The 23,611-nt window shown below is 34.0% G+C and carries 27 protein-coding genes; 12 read left to right on the top strand and 15 right to left on the bottom strand.

The window, feature by feature from the left end; genetic code table 11:
* Positions 1–142 precede the first annotated feature (142 nt).
* The 5 genes from FLP_RS13085 (at position 143) to FLP_RS13065 (ending at position 6,616) form a co-directional block, all read left to right on the top strand.
* A complete protein-coding gene (locus tag FLP_RS13085; RefSeq protein WP_065449931.1) occupies positions 143–2,323 on the top strand; it encodes a glycoside hydrolase family protein in 2,181 nt (726 codons plus the stop codon).
* A 74-nt stretch (positions 2,324–2,397) separates the two neighbouring features.
* Positions 2,398–3,156, top strand: coding sequence for an SDR family oxidoreductase (locus tag FLP_RS13080; protein WP_065449930.1), 759 nt, complete (start codon positions 2,398–2,400; stop codon positions 3,154–3,156).
* A 333-nt stretch (positions 3,157–3,489) separates the two neighbouring features.
* The gene (locus FLP_RS13075) at positions 3,490–5,073 is read left to right on the top strand and encodes an FAD-dependent oxidoreductase (protein WP_065449929.1); all 1,584 of its coding nucleotides are present in this window, start codon (positions 3,490–3,492) and stop codon (positions 5,071–5,073) included.
* A gap of 7 nt (positions 5,074–5,080) precedes the next feature.
* Entirely contained in the window at positions 5,081–5,659 is a 579-nt protein-coding gene (locus FLP_RS13070; protein WP_065449928.1) for a flavodoxin family protein, read from the top strand.
* A 282-nt stretch (positions 5,660–5,941) separates the two neighbouring features.
* Positions 5,942–6,616 carry an SRPBCC family protein gene (locus tag FLP_RS13065; RefSeq protein WP_065449927.1) on the top strand — a complete coding sequence of 225 codons (675 nt, stop codon included), beginning with the start codon at positions 5,942–5,944 and terminating at the stop codon, positions 6,614–6,616.
* Between the two features lie 181 nt (positions 6,617–6,797).
* Here the strand turns inward: FLP_RS13065 and FLP_RS13060 are convergent, their stop codons facing one another.
* Positions 6,798–7,088: a hypothetical protein gene (locus FLP_RS13060; protein WP_065449926.1), complete on the bottom strand. Its 291-nt coding sequence runs from the start codon at positions 7,086–7,088 to the stop codon at positions 6,798–6,800.
* Positions 7,089–7,407: 319 nt separating this feature from the next.
* Here FLP_RS13060 and FLP_RS25845 point away from each other — a divergent pair, with 319 nt between their 5' ends.
* Together FLP_RS25845 and FLP_RS13055 are read left to right on the top strand one after the other, a co-directional pair.
* Positions 7,408–7,536, top strand: a complete 129-nt coding sequence (locus FLP_RS25845; protein ID WP_262496260.1) for a hypothetical protein — start codon at positions 7,408–7,410, stop codon at positions 7,534–7,536.
* A gap of 4 nt (positions 7,537–7,540) precedes the next feature.
* On the top strand, positions 7,541–7,942 hold the full coding sequence (locus FLP_RS13055; RefSeq protein WP_065449925.1) for a YidH family protein: 402 nt from the start codon (positions 7,541–7,543) through the stop codon (positions 7,940–7,942).
* Between the two features lie 212 nt (positions 7,943–8,154).
* Here FLP_RS13055 and FLP_RS13050 read toward each other — a convergent pair whose 3' ends face one another.
* Positions 8,155–8,397 carry a hypothetical protein gene (locus FLP_RS13050; protein WP_123921670.1) on the bottom strand — a complete coding sequence of 81 codons (243 nt, stop codon included), beginning with the start codon at positions 8,395–8,397 and terminating at the stop codon, positions 8,155–8,157.
* Positions 8,398–8,719: 322 nt separating this feature from the next.
* Between FLP_RS13050 and FLP_RS25500 the strand changes: the two genes are divergently transcribed.
* Positions 8,720–8,887, top strand: coding sequence for a hypothetical protein (locus FLP_RS25500; RefSeq protein WP_165606674.1), 168 nt, complete (start codon positions 8,720–8,722; stop codon positions 8,885–8,887).
* A 24-nt stretch (positions 8,888–8,911) separates the two neighbouring features.
* Positions 8,912–9,376: a hypothetical protein gene (locus FLP_RS13045; protein WP_065449923.1), complete on the top strand. Its 465-nt coding sequence runs from the start codon at positions 8,912–8,914 to the stop codon at positions 9,374–9,376.
* A 160-nt stretch (positions 9,377–9,536) separates the two neighbouring features.
* On the opposite strand, the gene FLP_RS13040 is transcribed toward FLP_RS13045, so the two are convergent.
* The 6 genes from FLP_RS13040 to FLP_RS13015 form a co-directional block, all read right to left on the bottom strand.
* Positions 9,537–9,974, bottom strand: coding sequence for a hypothetical protein (locus tag FLP_RS13040; RefSeq protein ID WP_065449922.1), 438 nt, complete (start codon positions 9,972–9,974; stop codon positions 9,537–9,539).
* A gap of 280 nt (positions 9,975–10,254) precedes the next feature.
* Positions 10,255–12,177, bottom strand: coding sequence for an OmpA family protein (locus tag FLP_RS13035; protein WP_065449921.1), 1,923 nt, complete (start codon positions 12,175–12,177; stop codon positions 10,255–10,257).
* A gap of 10 nt (positions 12,178–12,187) precedes the next feature.
* On the bottom strand, positions 12,188–13,105 hold the full coding sequence (locus FLP_RS13030) for a PorP/SprF family type IX secretion system membrane protein (protein ID WP_065449920.1): 918 nt from the start codon (positions 13,103–13,105) through the stop codon (positions 12,188–12,190).
* 343 nt (positions 13,106–13,448) lie between these two features.
* Complete coding sequence (locus FLP_RS13025; protein ID WP_065449919.1) at positions 13,449–14,147, bottom strand: DUF1826 domain-containing protein; 699 nt, start codon at positions 14,145–14,147, stop codon at positions 13,449–13,451.
* 84 nt (positions 14,148–14,231) lie between these two features.
* A complete protein-coding gene (locus FLP_RS13020; protein ID WP_065449918.1) occupies positions 14,232–15,815 on the bottom strand; it encodes a GMC oxidoreductase in 1,584 nt (527 codons plus the stop codon).
* 99 nt (positions 15,816–15,914) lie between these two features.
* Positions 15,915–16,319: a DUF2147 domain-containing protein gene (locus FLP_RS13015; RefSeq protein WP_083195864.1), complete on the bottom strand. Its 405-nt coding sequence runs from the start codon at positions 16,317–16,319 to the stop codon at positions 15,915–15,917.
* A gap of 328 nt (positions 16,320–16,647) precedes the next feature.
* Here FLP_RS13015 and FLP_RS13010 point away from each other — a divergent pair, with 328 nt between their 5' ends.
* Positions 16,648–17,268, top strand: coding sequence for a TetR/AcrR family transcriptional regulator (locus FLP_RS13010; protein WP_065449916.1), 621 nt, complete (start codon positions 16,648–16,650; stop codon positions 17,266–17,268).
* Between the two features lie 122 nt (positions 17,269–17,390).
* Complete coding sequence (locus tag FLP_RS13005) at positions 17,391–17,768, top strand: hypothetical protein (protein WP_065449915.1); 378 nt, start codon at positions 17,391–17,393, stop codon at positions 17,766–17,768.
* A 77-nt stretch (positions 17,769–17,845) separates the two neighbouring features.
* Here the strand turns inward: FLP_RS13005 and FLP_RS13000 are convergent, their stop codons facing one another.
* Positions 17,846–18,193: a winged helix-turn-helix transcriptional regulator gene (locus FLP_RS13000; protein WP_065449914.1), complete on the bottom strand. Its 348-nt coding sequence runs from the start codon at positions 18,191–18,193 to the stop codon at positions 17,846–17,848.
* A 104-nt stretch (positions 18,194–18,297) separates the two neighbouring features.
* On the opposite strand from FLP_RS13000, the gene FLP_RS12995 reads away from it, so the two are divergent.
* A complete protein-coding gene (locus tag FLP_RS12995) occupies positions 18,298–19,041 on the top strand; it encodes an SDR family oxidoreductase (protein ID WP_065449913.1) in 744 nt (247 codons plus the stop codon).
* A gap of 159 nt (positions 19,042–19,200) precedes the next feature.
* Here the strand turns inward: FLP_RS12995 and FLP_RS12990 are convergent, their stop codons facing one another.
* From FLP_RS12990 to FLP_RS12970, 6 genes are all read right to left on the bottom strand, one after another.
* Entirely contained in the window at positions 19,201–19,713 is a 513-nt protein-coding gene (locus FLP_RS12990) for a PRC-barrel domain-containing protein (RefSeq protein ID WP_065449912.1), read from the bottom strand.
* 208 nt (positions 19,714–19,921) lie between these two features.
* Positions 19,922–20,077: a hypothetical protein gene (locus FLP_RS25495; RefSeq protein ID WP_165606673.1), complete on the bottom strand. Its 156-nt coding sequence runs from the start codon at positions 20,075–20,077 to the stop codon at positions 19,922–19,924.
* Positions 20,078–20,269: 192 nt separating this feature from the next.
* A complete protein-coding gene (locus FLP_RS12985) occupies positions 20,270–20,647 on the bottom strand; it encodes a nuclear transport factor 2 family protein (RefSeq protein ID WP_065449911.1) in 378 nt (125 codons plus the stop codon).
* Positions 20,648–21,020: 373 nt separating this feature from the next.
* The gene (locus tag FLP_RS12980) at positions 21,021–22,022 is read right to left on the bottom strand and encodes an NADP-dependent oxidoreductase (protein WP_065449910.1); all 1,002 of its coding nucleotides are present in this window, start codon (positions 22,020–22,022) and stop codon (positions 21,021–21,023) included.
* Positions 22,023–22,043: 21 nt separating this feature from the next.
* Positions 22,044–22,811: an SDR family oxidoreductase gene (locus tag FLP_RS12975; protein WP_065449909.1), complete on the bottom strand. Its 768-nt coding sequence runs from the start codon at positions 22,809–22,811 to the stop codon at positions 22,044–22,046.
* 162 nt (positions 22,812–22,973) lie between these two features.
* Positions 22,974–23,564 carry a TetR/AcrR family transcriptional regulator gene (locus tag FLP_RS12970; RefSeq protein WP_065449908.1) on the bottom strand — a complete coding sequence of 197 codons (591 nt, stop codon included), beginning with the start codon at positions 23,562–23,564 and terminating at the stop codon, positions 22,974–22,976.
* Positions 23,565–23,611 lie beyond the last annotated feature (47 nt).

Genomic DNA, 23,611 nt, shown 5'->3' with positions numbered 1-23,611 from the left:
AGGATTTAATAACATCTATTTTATTATCGATCCTTTTATTTTTCATTTTGAAGGAGGGATTCTTTCAATAGAAATTTTCAGATTTTTTTACTCTTTACAATATTAGAAAAAAGAATATTTTATCAATTTAAAATTTATCATTATGCATAAAGTTACACCTTGGGGCGCAACAGCTCAGGAAGACATTGAAAATAGTGAAATACTTTTAGAAAGAAAAATTCTTGATTATACTTATCAATGCTACAATACAGGTGATTCTCTCTGGATTGTGGCTTTACTGCCTGACAATGGAAAAATAGCTTTTAGGGCAGCATTTGCAATGAACAGTTGTTTTGAAGTTTCGAATCTTTTTGAGGACAATGAAACCATTACTATTGTACTAAATTCCAGACTTGGCAATTATGAAGTCCGTATTGATTTTCCGGATCCAACAACAGCATTATTACATTATAGTACCACTTTTACTGCAAATACGGCATTAATGATTCCGTTTTGGCCGAGAGATATTATGCCTTTAACTCAAAATGGCAGTATAGAAAATATTTACGGTAAAATTCATATGGAACAATTTGGATCCCGATCCGGATTGCTATTTGCAAGCATTACAAAACCTCAAACAGGATCGTTTTTTTATTTTCAGAATCTTACTTCATTGTCTGAATATTGTGAAGTGACACAAACCGAGTCAAAAAATACGGTTGGGGGAAACTGGCCTGAAATTGGTTTCCAACTTCCAATTACAGATAAATTACCGCTTCCGGCAGGTAAAAAATTCACGATATCAGATGCTTATATAGTTCTTGAAAATGAAATATTCGTGGAAACAGCGCCTATTTGTGAACACTTTTTAAATAATCTTGTCAAGATTTATAATGTGCTGCAACAGCCGGCCATTGAATATCATAACTGGCCGGAGATAGCGGAAAAAGCTGTCGACGATTTAAACCGAAATAAAGGCGCATGGACGCAAACAAATGGATTTCCTTATCTAAATGCCTATTTATGTGATTATGATACACCTGCTGAAAGTATGGTTCAGCTTGCTGTTCTATCACCATTTAAGGAATTTGAAAAATGGAGTGGCAAAAAATATTCTATTTATGATGATCTAATGAATGGATTACCTGCCTTTTATGATTCAAAAATAAACTGTATCAACAGATGGCTTCCTGCGCTTGCCGATACACTTGACCAGTCTGAAGAACAAAAAAAGGAAATGGTAATGGATTCCTGGTACTTGCATCATCCTTTAATGAATTTGGCAAGACTGGCTTTACATGGAGACAAAAAAGCCCGCAAACTCGTACTGGATTCTATTGATTATGTTATAAAAGTGGCACATCATTTTAAGTATACCTGGCCTGTATTTTATGATATGCAAACTCTTGATATAATCAAAAAAGAAACAGCTCCAGGCGCAGGTGGAGAAAGGGATGTTCCTGGTGCTTATGCACACTTAATGCTGCTTATTTATAAATTAACCAAAGAAAAACGCTATTTGAATGAAGCAGAAAAAGCCGCAAAGAAATTAGAAGCATTAGGCATCGAGATTTTGTATCAGGCCAATAATACTGCCTTTGCAGCCGGTGCATTATTAGAATTGTATAAAATTACCCAAAATAAGCTGTATCTGGATATAAGTTATACCTGCCTCGCCGGATTATTCAAAAATGTACAACTTTACGATTGCAAATACGGTTATGGCAAAAACTACACTAATTTCTTTTCCATATTTCCCCTTAATGATGCGCCTTATACCGCAGCATACGAAGAATTAGAAGTATATGCTGCTTTGTCAGAATATTTTATTCAGGCTAAAAATGTTGAAATTTTACCATCGTTAAAAACCTTAATTCCGGAGTTTATAAAATATGCCGTAAATCGAATTGCTTATTATTATCCGCCCAAACTGCCTAAAGAAATGCTTTCTACAGAAGTAAAAACCGGTGAATTACAGCCTGATTTGTGGGTTCCTTTGGAAGATTTATACAATGGCTGGGAAAAAAGCGGACAGGTTGGTCAGGAAGTCTATGGCGCCGGAATGGCTTTTGGAATTGTACCCAGACAATACATCAAAATCAATGAAGATTTTCTCGTCTTTATCGATTATCCTAATCAATACAACAAAAAAGAAAAATTAATTACGCTAAAATTAGATGGCAATAAAGATATGAGCTGTAATTTGAAAATTATAAAACTGAATAAATCCAGCATTAACATGAAAGTAATTTATAAGAAAGCAATACTTAAACCTTTCAAAAAAACGGCAAAAATGCATGAATATAAAATTTCAGGCCAGGGTTTAGTAAAAGTACAATGGTAGTATTTTGACGAACCTAAAGCATTTATTAATCAGACTTGTATCACTTAAATTTTAATCACACATAAAAAAACAATATGAAAAAGTTAACCGATTATTTTGGACAAAACATTGAAGGAAAAAGAATTGTAATTACAGGCGGAACAACCGGAATAGGAAAAGCAATTGCAGACTTATTAATATCCCTTGGCGGACGGGTAGTGATTTTTGGCAGACATCACGAAGATTTTAAAAATGCTATTAATGATATCAAAGAAAATTTCCCTGATGCAGAAATTTATGGCACTCCTGCCGATGTAACGATAAAAGAAGACATTGACAAGATTTTAGAAATAGTGGATACTAAATTGGGCGGAATAGATATTCTTATCAACAATGCAGCATTGGGAGCACCTGGTATTACTAAAGAAACTTTTGAAAATTACAAATACATAATAGAAACCAATATCACCGGTTATCTTGCATTTAGCGAAGAAGCAACGGTAAGAATGAGAACTCAAAAGTCAGGACATATTATCAATATCGGATCTATGAGCGCTGAAAGCCGTACCGGAGAAAGCACTATATATGTTGCCACAAAATCAGCCATCAGAGGATTTAGCACTTCATTGCGCAAAGAATTAAATCCGCTTGGCATTAAGGTTTCTCTTATTGAACCCGGAGCAGTAACAAGTGATATGCAAACCGACTCTAAAGAAGAACAACAAAAGAAAATTGAAAAAATGGAAATGCTTGAGGCAGAAGATATTGCCATGAGTGTATTATTTTGTTTATCACAACCCAAAAGATGCGATATTGTAACGATGCAGATACGTCCGCATCTTCAAATTATATAAAGCAGAAGGTTCTTTGCTCAATTTATACTTCTACTAAAATCCTAAATAAGATATTGTTATTTAGGATTTTATTTAAAAAAGGAATTTTTGCAAGAATCCAGAATAATCTTAACTCCACTATCCTCCTTTTTATGCGATCAGCTAAAAACTTAATCAATTAAAAATAAATCACTTACAAAGATTTAATGCTGCTCAGATACAACTGGCAATCATATAAATTTTGTAATTAAAACTGTAAACATTGCAGGCTATAACTTATTAGCTTTGATATCAGTATTTTACAGAATATTCTTCATTTTCTGTACATCACCAAAACTTCTTAAAAATTAGATCATGAACAAATCAAACGATACTGCAAACAGTGCCAGTATTACTTCTGGCGAGAATGTTTCATTTTGGATAGATACCACCTCAATTATTTCATACAATACACCCAATCAGGATATACAAACTGAAGTACTTATCATAGGCGGCGGAATTGCCGGTCTTACAACAGCCTATAAATTACTTAAAGCTGGTAAAAAAGTGGTGCTTGTAGAAGATGGTTTTATTGGCAGCGGTGAAAGCGGACGCACAACAGCACATTTAACCTGCGCTCTTGACGATCGTTATTATTATCTTGAAAATAAATTTGGAGAAGAAGCTGCAAAATTAGCCGCCGAAAGTCATGCCGCAGCAATTGACGAAATTGAGAAAATAGTAACAGATTTAAATATTGATTGTGCTTTTAAAAGAGTTAACGGATATTTATTCCTTCACGAAAGTGATAAAGAAGAAAACCTCGACAAAGAACTTCAGGCTACGCAAAAAGCAGGTTTACGAACTACAATTTTAAAAGGAATTCCTGCATTGGCCAATGCCGAAAAGCAACGGTGTCTGGCTTTCAGTAATCAGGCTCAATTTCATATTCTTCATTATTTAAAAGGACTTGCAAAAGCCGTTGATTCGCTTGGCGGAATTATTTATACAGAAGCCCATGCAGAAAATATTACCAAAAAAGGCGCAAAAGTAAACGGTTATACTTTTTCTGCAGAGCATATCGTTGTGGCAACAAATACTCCAATAAATGATGTGGTTACAATGCATACTAAACAGCATGCGTACAGAACTTATGTCATTGCAGGCAAAATTCCTAAAGGACAGCTTCCCTACTCGCTTTGGTGGGATACCGGCGATCAGGAATCTAAATGGGTATCCCAGCCTTATCATTATGTACGTGTAGAAAATTACAACGAAAAATACGATTTGCTTATTTCCGGTGGCGAAGATCACAAAACCGGTCAGGCCGATGAAGAAGGAATTCCGGAAACATCACGTTATGATCGACTGGAAGCCTGGACCCGAAATTATTTCCCGATGTTAGAAAATGATCTCACCTACCGTTGGTCTGGTCAGGTGATAGAACCTGTAGATTCTTTGGGTTTTATGGGGAAAAATCCCGGCGATGATACAATTTATATCATTACAGGAGACTCAGGTAATGGTATGACGCATAGTACAATTGGTGCCATGATTATCTGTGATAGTATAATGGGCATCAAAAACAAATGGGAGGATTTATATAATCCTTCAAGAATATCCTTGAATACGGCAAAAGATTTTGTTAAGGAAGCGACTAATATGGCGTCTCAATATCTGGATTGGATCAGCGGATCTGACTTAAAAAATACATCCGATTTACCACCGGGAGAAGGCTCTATACTTTCGTCGGGGTTAAAAAAAATTGCCGTTTATCGTGATTATGATAATTCGCTAAAGGCTTTCTCTGCCGTTTGTCCGCATTTGGGCTGTATTGTACAATGGAATAGTGACGAAAAATCATTTGATTGTCCGTGCCACGGTTCACGATTTACAACGGACGGAACGGTTATCAATGGACCTGCCCAAAGTGATTTGAATAAAATTCATATTAAATAAAACCATTATGAAAGCGATTATACTTTTAGGAACTTTAAAGAATAAAGGCCGATCGAATACAGAAATACTTGTAGAGTTTCTAGGTGAATATCTCAAGGAACAAAATATTGATTTTGAGATTATCAGGCTTGCTAATCATACTATTGTTCCGGGGACTTATACACACATGAATGTGAAAGATGACTGGCCAGATATATACAATAAAATAATTGAAGCTAAAATACTATTATTTGCAACACCCATCTGGTGGAATAGTCATTCATCTGAATTGCAACGTTGTATAGAACGACTGGATGAAGTATATGATGTTATTCTGGCAGGAAAAGATTCTCCGCTTGACGGAAAAATTGGTGGTGTGATTGCAACAGGAGATTCAGATGGTGTGGAGCATATTACGGGAAATATTGCCAATTTTTTCTGTAGCATAGGTGTTACAGTGCCTCCATATACATCGCTTGGCGTTATTTGGGAAGGTCACGCCAAAAACTCAAAAAAAACAAAAGCTCAAATTCTGAAATATTATAAAAATAATTATGCAAAAGATGCTCAGGCAATGGCAGAATCATTAAAGAAAGCAAGCAAATAAAAAGCTGATCATACGCCATAAAACGCTGATAATTATATAATTGTACATCTTAATTCTATAAGAATAAGACAATCTATCCTTATAACTTTGATAATTATTGAAATCTCTTATTTACGCATTAGCATTAATCAAAAATACCATATAAAATAATGTACTTCCTTGTTTTTGAATCTTGTTCATCTTGCTGATAGTTAATGTTTTATTGATAAACCATTATTCAGGATTTAAGGCTTGGGAGTGCATTTTATTAGCACTAATTTAATAACAATAAAAAAAATAATCATGGACACAACATCTCCACAACAAGTTTCTAATTCAGGAACTTTTAAAACAAAAACCAATGTTTCGGCTCTTGAAAGAATCCTTATGATTACAAGCGGCGGTTACCTTTTATACAAAGGCTTATCTAAAAATGATAAAAGTATTGCCAAGATTGGTTCTGGCGGAGCAATGCTTTTACGAGGAATTTCGGGTTATTGTCCCGTTTATGATGCTGTAGATCATCTTAAAAATGACAAATCATCAAATGTAAACATCAGGATAAACAGTGTTATTGATAAACCAATTAGCGAAGTATATTCTTTCTGGCGTGACTTTGAAAATTTGCCAAAATTCATGAATCATCTTGAATCTGTCAAACCCATTAGTTACACAACCTCGCAATGGACAGCTAAAGGTCCCGCAGGAATTGGCAAATTAACATGGAAAGCTGAAATTTTAAAAGATGAAAAAGAAAGACTGATAAGCTGGAGTTCGCTTCCTGATGCCACCATTAAAAATGCAGGAAAAGTTATTTTTAGACCAAGCGGAAAAGGAACCGAAATTATTGTAACCATTTCCTATCATGCACCTTTAGGAGTTGCCGGTGAAAGTGCCGCAAAACTCCTTAATCCGTATTTTGAGAAATTGGTAAAAGACGATATTATGAATTTTAAAACTTATTTGGAGTCTCGCTAACACTTGATTGCAGATACTTTTTTCTCTTAAAAAGGAAAGCCTGTATTTGTTACAGGCTTTTTGAATTTTGTATGTTCAGAGAATGCACGTCGTTATGCAATCTTCAAATAATTAAATTTCTAAGAGAGCAAAAAACCTGTAATGGCAGCATTACAGGTTTTTTATTTTCCTCAACATTTTATTATCGCTTTGGAGTCGTCGCAGTCGAATCTGTTCGTACAGATGTATTTCCTTTTTGAGTGGTTCCGTCTGATCCGGAACCTGTAGAACCTTCGCCGGTTGCACCTGTAGTACCAGCAGAGTTTACTTTTGTGGTGTCGCTCTTAGAATTTATAGTATCAACAGTTGCCTGCGTTGTGTCAGCTTCATTCGTATAATTATCTGCCGGAGCAGTCTCATTTTTTTTGCACGAAAATGCAAGTCCGGCAATGAGAATAAGTAATGCCGCTTTGGTCTTGAATAGGGTTTTCATAATTGTAATTGTTATAGTTCATAATATTTAAAAATAATCTAAAAAGTGAGTTTTTACTTATACAATTATTTCAAAAAATTATATACTACACACCTTATATAAGCAGGCTTTTTTTAAATAAACAGATTATCAGCGAAATATATTTGAAGATCATCTCTTACATTTTTACAAAACATTACATTGTTTTTAATCCCATAAAAAACAGAATTGAGATTCTATAAAATAAAAATATTAATTGTATAAATAAATTTAAATATCTCATTATAATTTTGATAATGAACATTTTATAATACACTGAAATATTTTTAAATAATTACACATGATACAAAAAATAGAATCGCCACAAAATGTAGTTTCCTTTAAAGGATTTAAAAAAGATGCTTTTCATGAAGCTATGAACTGGGTTGAAGGAAAAGGAAATAAAGAAATTGATAATCATTATAGTTAAACAAATGGAAATAGATAATAAAAAGAGGATCAACGAGCACATGTCCAACGAAAGAACATTTCTTTCCTGGGTAAGAACCGGTATTGGTATTATGGTATTTGGCTTTGTAATTGTTAAATTTTCATTGTTTGTCAATCAGCTTCCGGCAAGTTTTTTTCAGGATTCTAATATTCCAAAAAATGGCTTTACCATTTTTATTGGGATTAGTCTGGTATTTACAGGTGCGCTTACCATTTTTTTATCCTATTACAAATACAAACAAACGCATAAGCTGCTTCAAAAAGGCGAATATCTATATTCAACATTATTATTAACGATTCTAACTGTGGTTATTTTTGTTATGAGTATTATCATAATTGCTTATTTAATTGCTGCTGCTTATCCTTTTACTTTTCAAACTTTATAAATGCTGTCAATCAAATATGGGCAGACACTTCGCAAAGCAAAAAAAGGCTGTCTTATTGTGGGGGAAATACCAGTTTGATGCAGCCATAAATCACTTTAGGTTCATTATAGAAAATTAAAAAGCCACTTGAATGTACTACTATTCAAGTGGCTTTTTGATCAATTAAAACAAGATATTTTTTGCTTTAATTATCCAATTAAAAAGAAAATAAGTTAAGGTCTTGTCGCCGTCGAATCTTTACGTGGCGTAGTAGTCGTAGATGATTTCTTTTTATTCATTTGTTGCTTATTCACCGTATCCGTTTTGTGGGTTGATGAATGCTTGGTACCTTTTGTACTTTTCTTCTTCGTAATGGTGTCTGTTTTTTGCGTTGTTTTTTTGGGAGTCTCCTGAGCAACCGCTACAGCTGTTCCAAAAATCATCAACATAGCACATGATAAAAATAAATTTTTCACAATAGTTGTTTTTTAATTAATAAATTGATTATAAGAACGATAGGCGTTCTATCTGTTAATAAACATTACAAATTTTAGTAATAAAAACGAGCTTTTTTTATACTTACAGATCATTTTTTTTCATGATTTCCACACTTATTTTTTCATAAAAACACAAATCGCTTAAAATACTATTTTTTCGCACTTTTCTGGTGTATAAAACATACGTAAATCACTGATAATTATACAATTAGTGATTTTAATTTTATAATAAAAAATAATATAATGATCCTAAATTTGTTGTATTAACATTAGATTTTATTAACTATAAAAACCTTTAATTATGAACACAAAAAATACAGCTTCAGACACTACAAAAAGTAGTACTGATAAAAAAACAAGTACCAAAAGTACAGATCCTAAATCAGGAGCATCAAAAGATGGCGCAAAGTCATCAGGAAAAAATGAAAAGTCAAGTACTGATAAACAATCAGGCTCCTCTAAGAAATAAGTCAAACTTTACAAACTATTTACTATGATACATGACAACAACGAAAATTATGGTCAAAATGGCCGTAATTTTCAATCAGAGAATGAAGAGATTACATCTGAAACAATCGAAAAAAAAGATCCTGCAATAAATCAACATCACGATGATTCCTTAAACAGAAATCAAAACAGCGGAAATCAATACGATATTGATCGCAGCCAAAATGAAGATGCGGATGATAATGAGGAAACAGATCCTTATTTTCAAAAAAATGCCGAAATAGCCCAGGATCTTGATAATGAGCTTAAAAATGATAATGATCCTGACGACGAAGAGGATTTGGATGAAGATTTGGAAGATAATGATGAGGATTTTGATCGAAGCGACAGGTCTGATTTGCGTGAGAGAAATTTTGATGACGAAAACGAGGACGACTCTTCGCGTGAAAATTTAGAACCTGAAAACCCAAATATTAATGATCCGGATCCTTTTGCCCCTCAAAGGTTTTAATTATGAACCGTTAGAGATTAAAATTTCTAACGGTTTTTTTTAAAGATCTTAACAACGATTGGAATTAAAGTACAGTTCTTAATTCAAAAAAAAAAGAAGCTCCGTATATGGGCTTCTTTTTCAGCTTTTGTCAACCAGAAAAACACTCATTTTCTTCAAATTAATCTGCTGCATATTTATTATTCCAGTATAACATTAACAGTAATGTTACAATGATACAAGAAGCAGTTCCTTCAAAAAATAAACAGAGACAATATGTGGGTACAGAAGGTTCTCCTCCAAACATAAAAGCTGAAGATAGTGTTTTTACATATGTGTCGCCACCTTTTGCATAGCTGTAAATAAGAAGCGCCACGATACTAAGTACAACTCCTGTAAATGAAGTGACCATTGCGGATATCGCATTGGGTACAAAACTGTTATTACCTTCTTCAAGATTCATTTTTAATGTTCTGTTTACACCATAAAAAATAAAAAGAACGTTTAATAAACGTAAATAAAATAAGTGTGACAGATTTAAAATTTCCATTAAAATAAAAAAAGATGCGATTCCCAAAAATATAAAAGAACCATTGATTATTTCTTTAGGTATTTTCATAATAATACTTTTTAATTAAACATAAATTCACATTAAACCCTTGATGCAGAAAAAATTATAAAAAATTATATGATAAATATGAGAAAAAGAAAGCAAATTTTATTACAGGATTAAATCTTCAATGTTCTATTATTTAAACTTTTTAAACTTCTTTAATTGAAAGAATAATTAAATGAGGGAACAACATTTTTTATGTCTTAAACCCATATAAAAGATCTCCGTAAGGCTATCTTATATTTCCTTATCATCTAAATAATTTGTCTTGTAGTATTAATTGAAATTATATTGCAGTGATAACAAACTCACTTCTTCTGTTCATTTGGTGTTCTGCTTCAGTGCAATCCACACCATCAGAACAGCCATTTAAAAGAGCTGTTTCGCCATAACCTTTAGCGGTTAATCTGTTGGCAGTAACTCCATTTTTTATGAGCCAATTTACAGTAGATTTGGCCCTTCTGTCAGAAAGTGCCTGATTGTATTGATGTGTCTGGCGACTATCTGTAAAGGAACGAATGTCGAGTTTCATTGTAGGATTGTTATTTAAAACCTGAAGTATTTTTTCAAGATCCAGTGCAGCTTTTGGTCCTATATTGGATTTATCCAGATCAAAATAAATCATCTTTATTCCGAAGCATTTTCCTAAATCATCTCCAACAGTTACTTTACAAGTTGCAGGATGTAAAGCGATGGGTAAACTGGTTTTCCCAGATAGTTTTCCTATAGTTATACTAATTTCCTGGGTTGCGTACTCTACTTTTTCAGCCCTTACATTATAAGTTTTACCACAATCAACTTCAAACTTGTAAGCACCATTACTATCCGTAATTGTGGTATTTTTTTCAGTCCTATTTTCGTAAAGTGTTACTTTTGATTCCGGTAAAATAGCTCCTGTTACCGCATCGGTTATTTGTCCGCTTAGTTGCTGGACACATCGTAGTGCTTTGTTTTCTACAAATTTATAAATATCATCAGATCCTTGTCCGCCGTCCTTATTAGAGCTGAAATAACCTATTCTGGAAACCGGGTCAATGACATAAGCAAAATCATCTTGTGGCGAATTGATGTCATTGCCAAGGTTTTGAATATCGCTTATCGTCCCGTCTTTATTGAGTTTTCCTGCAAAGACATCCAATCCGCCAAGTCCCGGATGACCGTCTGAGGCAAAGTAAATTTCGTTTTCATCGGTTACAAAAGGAAAGGTTTCTTTTCCTTCTGTATTGATAGTTTTTCCGAGATTTTCCGGAGTTCCAAATCCGCCATTGTCATTTATACTTACTTTATAAAGATCGGATTGTCCGAACGTTCCGGGCATGTCAGATGCAAAATACAAGGTTCTTTCGTCAGGACTAAGTGCAGGATGCGCCGTACTATAATTATCGCTTGCAAAAGGAAGAGCCGTTATATTTGTCCATTTGTTATTTTGAAGAGTTGCCTGGTATAATTTTATAAAATTAATTTTTTTGTCACTCTTTCCTTTTTTTCCGTTTACATAATTATTGCGTGTAAAATAAACTGTTTTGCCGTCTTTGGTAAAAACAGGAGTAGCTTCGTGAAATTTAGAGTTTAAGCCGTTTTTTATCTTTTTAACTTTGACAGAATCAACAGATGAAAAATACAGATTGGTAAAATATTCGCCTGTCCAGGTATGTTTTCTCTGCGAAAAATTTCCTGTATCTCTTGCTGATGCAAAATAAATTTTGTTGTCATAAACAAAGGTTCCGTAATCTGAATATTTAGAATTAATTCGGGCATCTTCAATATTATAGCGGCCTGAGTTGGCTTTTATTTCATCTAAATAATTGGAAGTTTTATTGTAGAGTTTTCCGCGGGAATCATTTTGAGATTTAGTGTAAAATTCAGCCATAAGTTGGTTAGATTTTTTCAACTCTCCGGTACTTTTTAAGGATTGTGCGTATCTAAAATAATATTCAGATTCAACATTGGGATTCATGGCAAACAGTTCTCCATACCATTTTGAAGCACTTTCGTAATTAGCATTGAAATAATACGAGTTGCCCATTTTTTTAAACATATCTTCTGACTTGTATCCTTTAAGGGCCACTTTTTCATAAGTCTGTATGACATCAATATAAGCATAGCTGTCGTACTTTTTATCAGCCCGTTTTATTGTAGCTTTTTGGGCATACAGCGCTGATCCGCAAAAACTTAAAAAGACGATATAGAAGAGTATAGATTTTTTCATAATCTAAATTTTAAAAGAAACGAGGTGTTGTCATCTTGCTATTGTTCCTGAAGAATTCGTATCGAAGAAATATTTCATGCGATCCTGAATTGTAATTATTCAGTTTTGTGGTTTCGCGGTCATATCCATATCCCAAATAAAGTCCGTCGGTAATCTGAAATCCAGCCATCGCACTCACTGAGGCGCTCCATCTGTAAGCAACGCCAATTACAAATTTGTCATAGAACATAAAATTAGCCGAAACATCTACCTGAAGTGGTGCACCTCCCACCATTTTCGCGAGTGCAGCAGGTTTGAATTTGATGTATTGGTATTTATCGAGATCAAATACATAACCTGCCATTAAATAATAATTGATTTTATCTTTGTAAATCGCCACATCATTATCATCATATTTATTGGTCTCGATGAAATTGGGAACAGAAAAACCAATGTATGCTTTGTCAGAATGCCAATATACCCCGGCACCCACGTTTGGAGATATTTTATTGTCGAGATCCTGAAACTGAGGATCTCCCTGATCTTCGGGATTCAGCTTGCTCACATCCAGATTAAAGATATTAACGGTTCCCTTAACACCAAACGAAAGTTTAAAATTGGCCGATGTCTGAACGGTATAAGAAAGATCGAGAGAAATATTATTCTCGTTCGTTGGTCCAATTTTATCGTTTAGCACTGAAGCCCCAATTCCCAGATTACTATTGTTGATTGGTGTATTGATCGAAAAACTGCTTGTTTCAGGAGCGCCGTCGAGACCAACCCATTGTGTACGGTATAAACCAAAAATACTTAAAGCCCCACGAGAACCGGCATAAGCAGGATTTATGTTTATAGTATTGTACATATACTGAGTAAACTGTGCATCCTGTTGTGCATAAACTACAATACATGAAAATAGGAAAATATAGGAAAATAATTTTGTTTTCATAATTGATTGTTTTTATCTGCTTCGCTAAAAGCAAAACCATTATCATTTCAATTAGGTGATTATTGGCCCATTCAACAACTGAAAAAAGGAGTATATTAAAAACAAAAAAGAGCCGTTATTTAAAATAACAGGAAGATATTTTTGAATAATTTCATCTAAAGTGCGGATAGTAATCTAATAATATACGCTTATAATATTTGATGATACAAAGAAATAAAAATTGTAGGAAAAATAACGAATTATTATGTTGCGTTTTATAAAATGAAACAAATTAGGCTAATTTGCAACATTCATAATCAGCCAATTATAAATTATAATTGGCTTGATGAAGGGATTAATGTTCTTAACATATCAACAATAATCGATATTCTCCTTCATTTTCTATTGGTGCTCTATGGATGCAAGGCAGTACTTGTTGTTTAGGATGATCTACGGCAAGTCGCCAAAGATGTCCTAATCCTAAATTAGTAGGTTTTGCATCCGCGTGGACCTGATAATGCAAATCAAAATAATTTTCCTCCAAAAAGGTTTCGAATTCTTCTAATGGTCCATCGTGCAACTCTTTAAGCTTTGTTTGGATTTCGGGAATTAGAATTTTTTGCTCTGCCTGCGAATTAGCAATAATATCACTTGCTGCTCCGTGATAGGTACATAAAAAAGTATCTGTTGCAATGGGCGAACGATCAACATGAAAGGAATAAACATTAGTCGAGATGAAATCAAATTCATCGTCACGCTCATAACACTTTAGTAAATTAAGAGACGGAGAAGCTCCAAAATCAGCTAATAATTGTATATCATCTAAGATTATCGCTCTTGCTATATTCCCCTTTTCTGATAGTTGAAGTGCAATTAAATCTTCAGGATAAATTTCTGTTATATTTTCTTTTAAACGTAACTGAGCAACAATCTCGTTAAAATCGCCATCCAAATTTCTGTACCAGCATAACGCATTCATTTCTCCCTTAAAATCGGTATGTACAAGATCCGAAAAAGTAGACACTAATCCAATTTGGGGGCTGTCAGAAAATATAGTACTCATAGTTTAATAGAAAAAAGCCAGTTGCTTTATTAATTACAAAAATATGTATTAGTAGTCAGGTGCTGCTTTTTTTTCCGTAAAAAATTAAGAAACCTGCGTAAACTCTCCCTGTTCAATAAGGTTTTCAATACAATATTCAGCAATTGCGGTAATGGTCATGAACGGATTAACGCCAATAGTTCCCGGAATTAATGATCCATCCATTACATAAAGATTATCATGCTCTTTCAGTTTGCCAAATAAATGGGTAGATTCTCCTAAAACACAACCGCCCAAAGGATGATAACAAATATTGGCGCCAAAACCATTTTTAAACAGCAAATGGCTTCTTGTCCCGCCATTTGCACGGTTCATTTTCTTGACGAAATAGTTTGCATTGGCTTTCATCTTTAGTGTGTGGCTTTCATTCCAGTCTAATATAAGGCGACTCTGTTTTTTATCATAAGTTACAGATCCCTTTTTATCAACCCGATTGATAAGCAGATAAAGTGCCGTCGCAACATCTACGCCCATCGGCAAAGGTGCAATTTCAGTAAAAAACGAATGCTCACTATCCTCCCAATTATCAACCGCACCTACAGGAATGGTCGATTGCAGCGCTCCCGTTCCTCCGGATAGCGGTCTGACCCAGTTTCTGCCTGTCATAAAATTACCGTTGTTTCCCCAATTTTTTCCTACCGTGTGATCAAGAGAAAAATTATTGCTTTGTGAGCCCAGCAGCAGTTTTAAGGTTCCCATAGTGCCGGCACCCAGAATTAATTTATTGCAGTGAACAATCTTATCGGCAATAGTTTTCCCTGAGGTGTTAATCTGTCTTACCTCCAGATTATAACTATTGTCATCATTACTTTTTATGACATCAACGCAATGCAAATCAAGGATTTCGAGGTTTCCGGTTGCCAATGCTTTTTTCAGATACGTTTTATCAAGGCTATTTTTACCATGATTGTTACCATAAATTACTTCGGTATTTAATGCAGAACGCGGCACTTCGTTTTTATATTCTCTTTCCATGTATTTAAAGTCATATACATTGGGTACACGTACAGTCTTAAAACCGGCTTTATGTGCTTCAGATTCTCCTACGCGGGTAAATTTATAATAAGGACAATCTTTTACAAATTGCTCATCAATACCATTTACTTTTAGCTCTTTGCTAGCGAGAGGAAAATAAAAGCTATAAAATTTTTCGGCATCAAGGTCCGGAAAAACTTCTTTAAAATAACTCTCTTTAGGAATAACGGCCATCCCGCCATTTACTATTGAGCCGCCGCCTACTCCTCTGCCCACCCAAACATCTATATTTTTAAAATTAAATTTGTCTAAAGCTCCCGTAAAAGGTATTAAGGGAAAAATATTCATGAATGGGGCAATCGTTTTCCTTTTAAGCCAGGCCGCACTTCGCCCGGGTCTTAATAAACCGGAGTATGGAATCCCTGATTCTTTCCAGTTGATTCCCATTTCCAGAATTAAGACTTTTTTCCCTGCTTCACAAAGCCGTAAAGCAGCAACAGCAGCACCATATCCGGAACCGATTATAACAATAGGTCTGCTTAATTCTATCTTCTTTTTGATTGGCGACGCTTCTGAATTGGGGAGTTTTGATTTTGAAAAATATAATCTGCCTTCGGAAAGTATAGCGGCAAGACTCGTTTTTGTTCTATTCATAATTGTTGTTTGCTTTTAATAAAAAAAAAATGATTGAAAGTATTTAGTTAAAATCGGCAGCTATTACCCGTTTGAAAACATGGAGCCATATTTCCGGATTTATCTGGAGACGCGTATCCAACGTTCTGTTCTTCCAATAATTGAAATACCAATATAACCTCTCAGGTCAAGGTGATTGATGTCTTTTACTTTGATAGTGCAGCTATACGTTTTATCTTGTTCCGGATCATGCGCTTTTCCCTGATATTCCTTATCACTTTCTTTGTTAAGACCTGTCAGAATTAGTTCTCCATGGAATTTTTTAGCATCCGCGCTCTGGTCTTTTGTCCATATTAATTTTCCGTAGTACAAGCCATCTTTTGCCTTGTAAATTTCAATTTTACTAATACCATCTTTAGTAAGCCAAATACCAGCCAGATCCTGGGCATGGACATAAAAACTTCCTGCAATAAGCAATAATGCACTCAGGCACAATTTCATCCATAATCTCTTTCTTGTTTTCATAATAAAATAGTTAAAAGGTTAAATTTTAAAGCAATAAGTACTTTTACGAAACATCACAACAAATGATGCCTTCCTAATTTTGAAAAAATAAGCGAAGTCTAATCAGGCTTTCAAAAAAATAGAGATTAAACTTATAATTTCGAAAAAGAAGATTGTGAACAGTTTGCTTATAAATATACAATGTGCTACTTTTGATACAGGCTGCAAATTCAAAGCCAGAATCAACAAATACATTTTCAATATTTATTAGATTGCTTTTTAATGAGCAAACGGACATTAAATTGTTCGATAAGTATTTAATTATAACCTGAGAAAAATAATTCCAAAGATGAAAGTAACTATTGACAGACGTGTCCGTTATACTAAAATGGTTTTACGTGACTCCATGTTGGACTTGCTTAGAAATAAGTCCCTCAATGAAATTTCGATCACCGAATTGTGCAAAGCTGCTGACCTTAACAGAAATACTTTTTATAAGCATTATAATACGCCGTATGAAATAATACGGGAAATGGAGGACGAAATGTTTACTTCGCTGATGGATTCCATTAAAGATTTTGATAACGTAAACGATATTATTTTGGCCTCCTGCAGAACGATGGAACGTGATAAAAAAATGAGTGTCATTATTTTTTCTGAAACGGATTCCAGCAGTCTGCTTTCGAAGGCGTTGTCATCCTTTAGAAAAACTGATATTACTGCACAGATGAATAGCGGTGCAACATTGCAGCAATCTTTGCAAGATAAACTCTATTTATTTGGAGAACAGGGTACGATAGCATTAATGAAAGATTGGGTACTTGGTGGTTTTCAAGAATCTGCAGAATCCATTGCGGAAATCATCTCTCATTTAATCCAAAGCATTAACGGAGCCGGAGAAAGTTTTAAAAGTAAAAAGCCTATAAATTTGAATCTCAAAGTGACACTTTGCTATACTCCTAAAAAGTAAGTGAGGTAATTATTATAGTAAAAAAAACGACAGTTTCATTATCTCATAAATAATATCACAATCTTAAGCCAATTTGCATTTTATTGATTTTCATAAGTTTATCTTTAATAAAATATAAAATTATGTCAGATAAAAACAAGAAGTCGTTTGGAGTTTGGATGGATGCTCATCAAGCCACAATAGTTGGAAAAGAAAATGTAGATAATGGAGAATTCATTGTATTGGGACATGTGAAAAATGCAGGACCAGATAACAATTCGAGTGAAAATGCTGCCAACAATCAGGAAATTACGCTAACGCAAAAATTTTTCAAGGAAATTGCCAGTAAGATGCCTAATGTTGATCAAATTCACATTACCGGAACCGGACAAATTCAGGAACAGTTCATAAAATTTCTAGCAGAAACTCCACAGTATAAAAATGCAATAACAAGTGAAAGCACCTCTAATGAAATGAGTGATGAAAATTTTACTGCATACATTGCAGAACATTTTAACTAGATCTTACAACAGTTTAAAAAAAATGCCTTAGATAATAATTATCCAGGGCATTTTTCTTTTATATTAGAAATACTCCGTTAGCCGTCAATAATTACTTTTCGGTGTTTTATTCCCCATTCGGCCAGATCGTTTATGATCGTTTTTAATGTCAATCCATATTCCGTGAGCTGATAATGAATTGTAACAGGCTGCGTATCTAGAACTGTCCGTTTAATGAGTTTATTGATTTCAAGATCCTTTAATTCCTTGCTTAACATTTTATTGGAAATTCCGTTTACATCATTTAAAATATCTGTAAATCTTCTTTTATTATGATAACAGATAGAAGAAATGATAGAAATCTTCCATTTCCCATTCAATATATCCATTGTATCGTGAACGGCCATTATCTCTTTGCTGTGTTCCACCTGACATTCGTTACTCATAAGTTACTTTGTTACTCAAACGTTACTGTTACTTTTGGTTACAAAGTAACAAAAATAAACTTAACTGAATTAACTTTGCGGGTATAAATTTAAAATATAACAAAATGAATTTCACAAACAAAAATGTTCTGATTACAGGAGGAACTACAGGAATAGGATTAGCAACAGCAAAAGAATTCATAAAATCAGGCGCGAACGTTTGGATCACCGGAAGAAACAGCGAAAACCTAAAAAAGGCTGCTGACGAAATTAACAGTCCAAAATTGAAAACTATAGTAGCTGATACTGCAAATTTGTCTGATCTTTCACTATTAGAAAAAGCTTTTGCCGAAACCGGGAATACATTAGACACGCTTTTTTTAAATGCGGGAATTGCAACTTTTAGCGCAATCGAAGAAGTGACAGAAGCTGATTTTGATGCGCAGTTTAATACCAATGTTAAAGGTCATTTCTTTACGCTTCAAAAACTACTTCCTCATTTAGCAGCTGGTTCATCGGTAATATTTACTTCGTCAACCGTTGCAACTGCAGCCAATTTAGGAAGCAGTGTCTATTCGGCCACAAAAGGAGCTTTAAATAAAATCGCTCAAATCGCTGCAAACGAATTGGCCGGCAGAAAAATTCGTGTCAATATTGTGAGCCCTGGCCCTGTTTCTACACCGGGACTTCATAAAGCTGTACCAGAAGAAGCAAAGGCATTTCTTTCAGGTGCCACTGCAATGCAACGATTAGGAGACCCCGCAGAAATCGCGAAAACGGTATTGTTTCTTGCTTCGGATGATGCAAGTTTTATTACCGGAACTGAGCTGTTAGCAGATGGTGGTTATATCAATTATGCGCTAAAATAAATTCATCACCATCTAATAAATAACCAAAATAGATGATATAAAAAATGCTAAATCAAATGATTTAGCATTTTTTTATTTACTGTTTGTCGCTGTGCTTCAAAAGCGTATTAACGTTGGAGAAAATTCTAATGTAAGATATTCTAATCAATACCCTTAATATTAGCGATTCTCAAATTCTCTGCGGTTGTAAAAAGCGTCATCATCACTATCATAACCAGAACCCGGATCATTTTCAGGATAATACGACTTCATTACTCTTCGTTCGTACTCTCTGTCAAAATTTTGTTGTGTGTTGTATCTGCTTGTATTTCTAAAAGTGTCATATCCAATACTATTGGCCATAACAATTTTCGTGTCTTTATTTATGTTTACAGATCCTATTGGTATGATAATATGGCTGTCTCCTTCTTTATAAATAAATTCTTTTCCGCTGTCGTTTGCTATAACATCACGTACTTCATTACGGTTGTCTTCTATTAATCCTTTATCCAATTTTACATCAAGATAAACAACACGCTGCATATCTTTATTTACCCAAAGATTATCAATTTTACCAATGGTATGGTTCTCAGAGTCTACAATCTTCCATCCTCTTACATCAGAATAGTCTGAAGCAATTTTATAATTAGATAGTTCGTCTAGCCTGTATAAGTTTTTGTCTTTATTTTCCATAATTTTTTATTGTTATATATTGTTTTTCTTCCAAGTATAACTGCAGCAATTGAGATCTAAAGCGGTTATTAGCTTTAACTCTACTGCCACAATAAATTTTTAATCTTACATCTCATTCCTGTTTACAAGTTCGAGAGTATCAATTTTCTAATTTCCTTACTTCGAGAAGCCACAATATTGGTTTCTTTTTTCCTTTTATTGCGTACTATTATTGTGCACCTGTAGTGTTTTCTACCTCTATAGTACTTTCACTGTTAGCTTCATGATCTTGTACAAAGACATAGTATATAAGTGCTGCAATGATTAATATTGCTACGATCCAAGGCCATACAGGTTTCTTTTTCTCAATTTTAATTTCTGCCATAACTTACTTTTTTTTTGATTATTAATATTTTTTAAAATACTATTTAAAGGTACAAATGACAAGAGATTAAAAAGTACTTAATTTCATCAGGATGTTACACAATTCCCAGTATATTAAACCATTACTTTATTTTGGTATATATAAAAAGAGCCCGAATAATATCGGGCTCATAAGTATCAAATGTATTGCGGTTTACTGTTGCGACAATTCAATTTCAGTATGCAGTGCGCAGACCCAATTGTCTTGTTCTTTTATCCATGTCGAAGTGCAGGCGCATTTTACAGGAGTCTTTTGTTGATCATCTGCTATTGCTAATGTTATCAAATATCCTATTATTGCGGTATTTTCAGTAATTAATTGCGATTCAACATCAGAAATATTCAATACTTGTATTTTATCACCATCGCCTGATTCGAACATTTTTTTAAAAGTAGCCTGATCTACACTTTGTACTCCATTTTTACCGGCGATTATGCAAGGAAAGCGAGTAAGCTTTTTTACCGTTTCATAATCGTGATTTTCCATTCCTTTCCAATATTCTTTTTCCAGTTCAATAATTTGCGTTTCCATAATCCATCATTTATTAATTAAACAGTTTTACAAAGTTCAAATTAATATTAAAATGCAGGAATACTTTTAACAGAGATTTAATAGCAGAAAAGGAAAACAGAACCCGTATAAATGTCTTATTATAAATGGAATATCTTCTAAATTTTGATGATTTTTGTCTTGTCAGGTTATTTCATCGCACACTTCCAATTCAAAATTAGTCTTTGATTTTGGTACAAATCAGTTAATACCATTACCAGTTAAAAATCATAATTGATTCTTCATATTATTACCTTATAGGGCCACAATGAATGCATGAAAAAGAAAGACACATTCATAACTATTTGGTAAGGCTATGGACTTTTTTTAAATTGAAAAGTGTGGATTGAAATATTTATTTCATTTTAAGCACTACTTTACCTTTTGTACGTCCGCTTTCGACATAATTTAGGGCTTCATTGGTTTTTTCAAAAGAAAAAACTTTATCCAGAACTGGCTTGATTGCTCCTGACTCAATAAGTTTTGAAATTTTACTTAACTGCTCACCATTAGCTTTCATAAATAAAAAAGAATAATCAACATTTTTTGCTTTTGCTTTTTTACGAATACCGGCACTTAATAATGCTAAAATGATTCTTACCAGCCAGGGTGCTTCTATTTCTTTTGCAAATGCAGGTGTTGGAGGACCTGAAATAGAAATTAGTTTTCCACCGGGTTTTAATATTCTTAAGGATTTTTCGAGTGTTTTTTTATCCTGGCTATTTAATACAACATCATAATTACTCAGCCTATTTTCAAAATCACTGTTTTTGTAATCAATAGTAAGATCTGCTCCAAGTTTATCCAGAAAATCGAAACTTTTGGCACTTGCTGTTGTAGCCACCGTTGCTCCTAAATATTTTGCGAGCTGAATAGAAATTGTACCAACACCGCCGGAACCCGCCTGAATAAATACTTTTTGTCCTTGTTTTACTTTTGCATTTTCTACCAAAACCTGCCAGGCAGTCAAAGCTACTAACGGAATCGATGCTGCTTCTTCCATAGAAAGATTCTTTGGTTTAAGTGCAACATCTCTTTCATCAATGGCGATAAACTCTGCAAATGTTCCTATCCGATGATCTGCCGCTCTTGCATAAATTGCATCACCTACTTTAAATCTTTTTACATTTTTACCCACCTGAGTAATAATTCCTGCCACATCGTGCCCCAATATCAACGGAAGTTTATAGGGCAAAATAAGTTTAAACTCTCCGGTTTTTATTTTTGAATCTAAAAGATTGATTCCGGCTGCATAAACTTCAACCAGAACATCATTGTCTCGTACTTCCGGAACTGGTACATCTGCCAACTGCAAAATTTCTTTCTTGCTATATTTATTTATTATAAATGCTTTCATTTTATATCTTTTAAATTCTCGTTACTGCTTAAGGTCTGCGTATATTTTTTTAGGATTCACCAAATTAAAAGCCAACTGCGGAAAAAACCGGCTAACGATGTACAACAATTTGCTGTCTCCTACACGAATAGTAAACTGATCTTTTTTAATTCCTGAAATAAGGGCTTTTACCAATTTTTCAGGAGTCATTTTCTTGTCGTTTCTTTTCGCAGTCATGGCTGTTGCTACAACGGGAGGAAGCAGTTCGAATACTTTTACATTACTGTTTAAAATCTCTAAATTCTTTCTCAGTATTCGGGTATAAAAGCTTAAGGCGGCCTTTGTTGCCGCATAAGTAGGCTCTTCTAAAGCCGGCACCATACTCAAAATAGAGGTTGTATTTATGATCGCGCTTTCTGGTCTTGATTTTAACATCTCTATAAAAAGTGTGTTGAGTCTTATAACACCAAAATAATTGATATTCATTTCGTAAATCGCATTTTTTAAAATTTGCTCACTTGCAATGGCGAAATTTAGTGCAGGAGTTCCAACACCTGCATTATTATACAAAATATCTATTCCGCCAAGAGCAACAGCTTGCTCATAAAGTGCTTTTGCATCCTCAGGATTTTCAACATCACTTTTGATAATAATTACGGATGGAAGCCTTTTTTTTGCATCCTCTAGTTTCTCTTGATTCCTTCCTGTGATGATGACACGCGCACCTTCGGCTAAAAATTGCTTTGCCGATTCTAAGCCAATACCGGAAGCACCTCCGGTAATTAATATCGTTTTACCTTTTATATTCATTATACTTTATTTAAAGAATTGTTTATACTCACCAACAGGAACATCAAACTTATTTTTCAAGAACCAAAAAAATCATCTACAAAGTCTACCTTCGCTTTCCTTTTTTTTGAATTCAGATTATTCTAAAATATACTTTTTAGTCTATTTTAAAGCAAAAAAAAATTATATGACGTATTGTTCTAATTCAGATTTTAAACTTTTTACAAGTCCCTGCATAGGTTTTGCTGTGCCCATAACTCGGCACATTACAATACCTCCTTCGACCGATGCTGTTAATTTGAACGCAAAAACAACGGGATCCAGTTGAGCTGAAAATTCACCTGTATTTATTCCCTCCTGAAGTAAAGCCGCTAATTCCTGCTGCCCGTTTCTAAATACTTTTGCTACTTTCTCTTTTATAAGAGGATAATTATCATCTGCTTCTACAGCAGTATTAAATATAGGGCAACCGCCTGAAATATAAGTTTCTATTGGGTTTTTATAAAAATCTAAAAAGGCAAACACTTTACCTTTTATTGTTTTTGCCTGATAAACCGCAGCTCTGATTCTGTCTGAAACCAATTTTAACGACAAATCAATAACCTGTTCTGATAAGTCTTCTTTATTCTCAAAATGACCATACAGACATCCCTTTGTAAGCTTGGTAGCTTCGAGTACATCATCAATATTAACCCCCGAAATGCCTTTTTCATTATAAAGCGGCACTGCAGTTTCCAGTATAAATTGTTTTGTTCTTTCGGCCTTAGTAAGCATTTCTGTAATTATTAGATCGCAAATATACTAAAAAGTATATTTAAAAC

The organism is Flavobacterium piscis (assembly GCF_001686925.1).
GTDB classification, from domain to species: Bacteria; Bacteroidota; Bacteroidia; order Flavobacteriales; family Flavobacteriaceae; genus Flavobacterium; species Flavobacterium piscis.
Note: the sequence above shows the minus strand (reverse complement) of the source record. Positions and strands in the feature narration are given on the sequence as shown.